Raw genomic sequence first — 1,566 nt, 5'->3', positions numbered from 1 at the left:
AACCAAACTGCTCGGGGTCGAAGTGCGGTATTTTGCTGAAAGCGTAAAGATTACGGCCAATCAACGAAACATTGATGCTCTCTATACGATTTTTGAACCAACCTTTTGGCAATTCGTAGCCAATCAGTACCTCACGGAGTTTCAGATACGAAGCATTATAAGTGTTATTTTCCTCATGGTTGCGGTCGTAGTACATTCTGTAATACGTTTCAGCACTTACAGCAGTAGTATTTGGTTGGTAATTAGGGTTTTCGGCCGTTCCCATGTTTACTACACCTTTAGCAATGATACCTGCTGCTGGACGGTTTTCGGTTTCGATAAGTTGTCCACCAACTGCGGCCAATGCTAAAGTACGAGAAACAACTTTTCCGCCTTGACGCCAATCGAACAAGAAACTCATCTGGAAGTTTTTATAGCTCAAAGTATTATTGAAACCTACCATAAAATCAGGCGTATAATTGCCCAATTTTCTTAGATTATTGTCCACAATGTAACGGCCATCTTTTCCAATAATAAACTCACCTTTATCATTTTTCAAATAGCCCGTTCCGTACATATCGCCCATGCGGCCACCTTCTTTTACTTGGTACCAAACCGTTTGATTAACGTTATCATAAATTCTGTTGTAGGCCAAAGTGATAGTTTGCCCAGGAATTGGTAATTTTTCTACGATATTCTGATAAGTCGAGAAATTGAAAGTGCTTCTCCAAGAAAAAACATTTGTGCGGATTGGCGTTAAATCAAGTACAACTTCAACTCCTTTGCTTCTAACTGCTCCACCATTGATACTTTGCTGACCATAACCCGAAGAAACCGCAATCGGCAATGAAATAATCTGATTTTTATTCAAAGCATTGAAATACGTTACGTCGAGCTTGATTTTATCATTCAAGAATCGCACATCGGCACCAAATTCGGTCGAACTAATGCTTTCGGGTTTCAAGTTGGCATTTGAGATTTGGTTTTGGTCGGTGAAAGTCGGTAAACCACCTACAGGCGTACGTGCCACGAATGTTCCGATGGTTTGGAAAGGACTGGTATCATTTCCAACTTGTGCATAACTGGCACGGAGTTTCAGGAATGAAATAGCCGTTGGTAATTTTACTAAATTTGAAACTACCAAACCTGCTGAAACCGACGGATAAAAGAACGAAGTATTTGCCGAAGAAGTAGCAGTTGCCAAAGCACTCGACCAGTCGTTGCGGCCAGTAATATCTACAAACAAGAAATCTTTAAAGCCGAATTTAGCAATACCATAAAAGCTATTAATTCGTTTAGTACCAGCCGCTTGGAAATATTCCAAAGGTGAAGCCGCATTCGACAAAGCATAAACGCCTGGTTGTGCCAATGAAAGTGTTTGAACTTGTTCGTTGGCTACTCTTTGGTCCATTCTATTGCCCCCTGCCGAGACATCTACACTCAAGTTGCCCAAGTTTTTGGTGTAATTCAGCAAGAAATCAGAGTTGATTTCACGATAGAAAACGTTTTGCTCGGCATAAGCACCAGTTTTAAAACGGTTTGAACTGTATGCACGACGGAAAGTACGGTCTTCGTTTTGGTAGTCCA

1 pseudogene is annotated in these 1,566 nt (G+C 41.0%); it reads right to left on the bottom strand.

The features are described from left to right. A pseudogene (locus ACOVO2_RS16130) lies at window positions 1-1,566 on the bottom strand (SusC/RagA family TonB-linked outer membrane protein); the annotation flags it as partial.

Source organism: Emticicia sp. (assembly GCF_049241225.1).
In the GTDB taxonomy this organism is placed as follows: domain Bacteria; phylum Bacteroidota; class Bacteroidia; order Cytophagales; family Spirosomataceae; genus Emticicia.
This window is presented reverse-complemented; position numbering and strand designations above follow the sequence as displayed.